This is a genomic window from Vicinamibacteria bacterium, from assembly GCA_035620555.1.
In the GTDB taxonomy this organism is placed as follows: Bacteria; Acidobacteriota; Vicinamibacteria; order Marinacidobacterales; family SMYC01; genus DASPGQ01.
Window position 1 is genome coordinate 1 of the sequence record DASPGQ010000287.1, and the last position, 4,170, is coordinate 4,170.

Consider the following 4,170-nt stretch of genomic DNA (forward strand, 5'->3'; position numbering starts at 1 on the left):
GACGACCGAAGAGCGAATCGAGCGGGTCGAGCGCTTTCTGATCGAGCAGCTCGCACTTCATCAAAAGGGCGACATCGCTCCAGCCGTCCGCCACCTGTGGCAACGGCGCGGCCAGGTCCGCATATGCGAAATGACCCGCGAGCTCGGCATCGGTGAACGCCAGCTCCAGCGGAAATTCCTCGAGTACATCGGTGCGACGCCGAAGCAGACGGCCCGCCTGGTCAGGTTCATTCATGCCTACCAGAAGCTCCGCCAGCCTTTCGAGAGCCTGACCAGGGCCGCCCATCTGAGCGGTTACTACGACCAGGCGCATTTCATCCGCGAGTTCAAGGAGTTCTCCGGCCTGACCCCGCGCCAGCTGCTCTCCCGCTCCCAAGTTTCTTCTTTCGAGCTTTGACTTTGTCGGATTCGTCCAATTCGTTGGCTCCTTGCCGAGTTATGCTCGTTGCGGACTGCACGGAGGACCTACGATGACGATAGGAACGATCTGGGTTGCCTTTCTGGTTCTGCAAACGACCCCGGAGGAGGATGTCTGGAAGCCACTGAAGTACTTCGTGGGCGAATGGAGGGGACAGGAATCGGGGTCCGCCGGCGTGGGAAGAGGTGAGCGAAATTACGAGCTCGCCATCGGCGGGCAGTATCTGGTCTCCAGAAACACATCCGTCTTCGAGCCGCAGGAGAAGAACCCATCGGGCGAGACCCATCACGACTGGGCGATCTTCAGCTACGACCGCAATCGAAATCTATTCGTCGTCCGGCAGTTCCACAGCGAGTCGTTCGTGGTTCAGCTCAAGCAGGACCGGGCGACCAGTAATCCCGACCGCTTCGTCTTCGTGTCCGAGAACGTCGAGAACGGCCCGCCCGGCCTCGAGGTTCGCCTGACGCTCGATATCAAGAACGAGAACCAATTCGTCGAGACGTTCGAGGTGTCGGGGGGCATGAACGTCCATTTGACGAACACCTGGACCAGGGCTCGCTGACGGCGCTGCGCGCTCCGACGAGCGGCTATAGTCGCAGAACGTCGAGGCCTTGCTCGAAAACGATATCCACGGGAATCCCGGCCTCCGAGATGCGCGACAGCACCTCTTCGAGCCACGGGCTCACGACCTGATACTCTTCGATGAACTGCCCGAGCCCGTCGTAGTCCCCGTCGCCCTGGAACTTCAGTATGACTCCCGCCAGCTCTTCGATCGCGCTCTCCATCCGCTCGGGATCGATCGTGAACGTACCGGTGGCCTCGTCGTAAGCGAACGCTTCTTTTTCCCTGAGGAAATTGAGCTGCATCAAGTTCGCCCGGCCGTGAGCGTTCGCCGCCCCGAACCTCACCGAGCGAAATATCGACGCCACAAACGTCACGTAATTGTCGACGACCGCGTCATCCTCTAGCTCCCCTCTCTCGCCGAGCTCTCTGAGCATGAACAAACCAAGAACGTCCGCCTTGGCCTCCTCGAGCGCCGAGGCGCGCTCTTTCAGGGCCGCGCGTACGGTGGCGCGTCCATCGAGGGTCGTCTTGATTCCGAGTCCGTGAGCGACTTCGTGAAACATGACGTTCTCGAAGAAAGCGTCGAAGCGAACGTTCTCTCGTAGGCTTTTCTCGACGAGGATGTCGGCGATGGGTGACAGGATCTCGTCGAACTTCGCCCGCATGGCGTTCTTTAGCTGGAGTCTTCGGGTCCCTTTCTCGAGCTGGACGCGCTCGTCGTTGGGCAGATTGACGGCGATGGGTTTGGAACCCGCGTTGGAATCCCCCGCGTAGTAGACCACGTCGTAGGCATTCAAGTCGGAATTGAGCCCCGGGGTCTCCCGCTTGTAGGCGTCGTCGACGGGGAGCGCTCTTTGGAGGTCGCCAAGCAAAGACGCGTAACGTGCGAGCCTTTCGCTCCAGACACGATCTTTGACCAGCACGAGCGCTTCGTTCGCCGCCTTGTACCCGAAAAGACCGTCCTCGTAGGTCTCGATAGGGCCAATGATGATGTCGAGGGTGTTGTCTTTCATGTCCATCCAGGCCATATCGCTTTCCCGGTAGTCATCGGTGAGCAAAGCTCGCGCGCGCAAGTCGAGGTAATTTCGAAGCTGGGGCTCCTCGGTGAGCTCGGCGGCGGCACGGAGCTCCGCCGCGGCAGCGCCGTAGGCTTCCTCGAACGCGACCGAGTAAGGGACCGCCTCGAGCCTTCCCTCGTCGTTGCGCCGGATCATAGTGTAGAGGCTCGTGAGCTCTCCCGACTCTTTCGCGGCGCTCTCGAGCTCCTCTTTCGTCATGCTCTCGGGATAGAAATTCGCGCCCGGGGGCTTCGCCGCCACGCCTTCGACGAAGGGCTCGTTACCGGCGAGACGATCCCATGGGCCGTAGTTGATCTCCGCGAAACGCTTCGCTTCGGGAGTCTCGAGCTTGGACATCAATTCATCGCGGTCTCCATAGGCCTGCTGCCAGTAGGCGCCATCCATTGCCTGGGCAGCCCGGACGAGATGGCGAAGCACGGCGCGCTGGGATTCCGAGAGCTCACTCGTGTCCGTGGTCAGGCGCACCGTGGTGTACTTTTCGAGCCTTTCCTGGATCCCGAGCTCCGCCTCGTCCGTTGCCGGCGGCGGCTGGCACGAGAGTAACCCCAAGCTCAGCCAGGTGATTGTTACGACAGCGACGACGCCTCGGCAGCGCATTCCGTTCGACCTCCTTTCCCTAGGAGCATTCTAGCGATGCCTCGAAACAAATTCTCTTGACACACAACTATATTTCTGGAATAATGGAATAGTAATGACGACATCGAGCTCCCAGGAAATCGCACGCAAGTTCGCCGCACTCGGACACGAGGCGCGCGTCGATGTCGTGCGACTGCTTCTCGCCGCCCACCCAGACGGACTGGTCGTGGCCGAGATTCTGGAGACGCTGGGAACTCCGCCATCGACCTTGTCTCATCATCTCGACGCCTTGCGCCACGAGGGCCTCGTGGAGCAGGAGCGCGAGGGTCGGTTTCTCCGCTATCGGGCGGGAACAGCCGCTCTGCAGTCTCTGCTGGATTTCCTCTACGCCGAGTGCTGCACTCGTCAGCCCTTGGTCAATATCTCTATACCTGCCAACCGTTAACGCTTAGTGCCCATTGATGACAAAACAAAACTTTCACCAAATCGATTCGATAATTCCAGAAACATAGGAGGAACCATGAAGACGCATCTCGCATTGAACACAGCCGCGTTCGACCGCTCGGTCGACTTCTACCGTCGCTTTTTCGGATCGGAGCCCGTGAAACTGAAACCGGGCTACGCGAAGTTCGAGCTCGAAGAGCCCGGACTCAACTTCACCCTCAACGCGAGCGTGCAACCGCTGACCCGTCCCGGGGCCGTCAACCATCTCGGAATCGAGGTGAGCTCGGCCGAGGATGTCCAGGCGGCTGCCAAACGTCTGCGCGAAGCGGGATTCGAGACGCTCGAGGAGCCCGACGTCGAGTGCTGCTACGCGATCCAAGACAAAGTGTGGGTCACGGATCCGAACGGCCACCGCTGGGAGGTGTTCGTGGTCAAGCAACAAAACGTAGGCATCGAGACCCCGGAAGGGGTCGCGGCGAAGGCAGCGTGCGCGCCGGGCTGTTGTTGACGTAGCAGGGTCTTTGGACGCTCCGCCCGCCCTGCGCGAGCGGAGCGACCAGACTGTCCGCCATATCCGCCTTGAACGCGCGCACCTGGAGCGTGGTCCGCTTGATGGATTCGACTCCCGTAACCTCGGCGTCCGACGTCGTCCGGTCAGTCTCTGGCTCGGCGAAGAGCCGACATTTCGGGTTAGCGATATAATATCGGGATGGAAAAGCTTGTTTCCGAGCGAGAAATCGAAGTCACCTTCGATGGGGAGGTCCTTCGCCCCGAGAGGCCTCTGGACCTCGAACCCAACCGAAAATACCGCGTTCGGATTCTGCCTGCCGATTCGAAACCCGAGCCCCACAACGGCCTCCTTCGCATCCTGGACCTTGCTGACGACTTCGGCTTGCCCGACCTTGCCGAGCAGCACGACCACTATCTATACGCCACGCCCAAGAAGTGATGCCGGAAGGCGTCTTCGTCGACACAGGCTTCTTTCTCGCGCTCATCAACACGCGCGATGAATACCATGAGCGAGCAGCGGAGTACTCTCGTCGACCTTGGAGCAATCTTCTAACGACCGAGGCCGTTCTAACCGAAGTA

The 4,170-nt window shown here is 60.2% G+C and carries 6 protein-coding genes; 5 read left to right on the top strand and 1 reads right to left on the bottom strand.

Annotated elements, in window-relative coordinates:
- Together VEK15_11740 and VEK15_11745 are read left to right on the top strand one after the other, a co-directional pair.
- Positions 1 to 397: helix-turn-helix transcriptional regulator (locus tag VEK15_11740; protein ID HXV61360.1), on the top strand; the 397-nt coding region annotated here is incomplete at its 5' end.
- Positions 398 to 470: 73 nt separating this feature from the next.
- Positions 471 to 980, top strand: a complete 510-nt coding sequence (locus tag VEK15_11745) for a hypothetical protein (protein ID HXV61361.1) — start codon at positions 471 to 473, stop codon at positions 978 to 980.
- 25 nt (positions 981 to 1,005) lie between these two features.
- On the opposite strand, the gene VEK15_11750 is transcribed toward VEK15_11745, so the two are convergent.
- The gene (locus tag VEK15_11750; GenBank protein HXV61362.1) at positions 1,006 to 2,658 is read right to left on the bottom strand and encodes a Zn-dependent hydrolase; all 1,653 of its coding nucleotides are present in this window, start codon (positions 2,656 to 2,658) and stop codon (positions 1,006 to 1,008) included.
- A 94-nt stretch (positions 2,659 to 2,752) separates the two neighbouring features.
- On the opposite strand from VEK15_11750, the gene VEK15_11755 reads away from it, so the two are divergent.
- The 3 genes from VEK15_11755 to VEK15_11765 all read left to right on the top strand — a co-directional run bounded on the left by VEK15_11755 (position 2,753) and on the right by VEK15_11765 (position 4,030).
- Positions 2,753 to 3,082 (top strand): metalloregulator ArsR/SmtB family transcription factor, encoded by a 330-nt coding sequence (locus VEK15_11755; protein ID HXV61363.1) that lies wholly within the window; start codon positions 2,753 to 2,755, stop codon positions 3,080 to 3,082.
- Between the two features lie 75 nt (positions 3,083 to 3,157).
- Positions 3,158 to 3,589 (top strand): ArsI/CadI family heavy metal resistance metalloenzyme, encoded by a 432-nt coding sequence (locus VEK15_11760; GenBank protein HXV61364.1) that lies wholly within the window; start codon positions 3,158 to 3,160, stop codon positions 3,587 to 3,589.
- 201 nt (positions 3,590 to 3,790) lie between these two features.
- Entirely contained in the window at positions 3,791 to 4,030 is a 240-nt protein-coding gene (locus VEK15_11765; GenBank protein HXV61365.1) for a hypothetical protein, read from the top strand.
- Positions 4,031 to 4,170 lie beyond the last annotated feature (140 nt).

Excerpts from the sequence above, each read along its gene's own strand:
- VEK15_11745 (HXV61361.1), top strand. The coding sequence starts at position 471 with ATGACGATAGGAACGATCTGGGTTGCCTTTCTGGTTCTGCAAACGACC.
- VEK15_11750 (HXV61362.1), bottom strand. The coding sequence starts at position 2,658 with ATGCGCTGCCGAGGCGTCGTCGCTGTCGTAACAATCACCTGGCTGAGC.
- VEK15_11755 (HXV61363.1), top strand. The coding sequence starts at position 2,753 with ATGACGACATCGAGCTCCCAGGAAATCGCACGCAAGTTCGCCGCACTC.
- VEK15_11760 (HXV61364.1), top strand. The coding sequence starts at position 3,158 with ATGAAGACGCATCTCGCATTGAACACAGCCGCGTTCGACCGCTCGGTC.
- VEK15_11765 (HXV61365.1), top strand. The coding sequence starts at position 3,791 with ATGGAAAAGCTTGTTTCCGAGCGAGAAATCGAAGTCACCTTCGATGGG.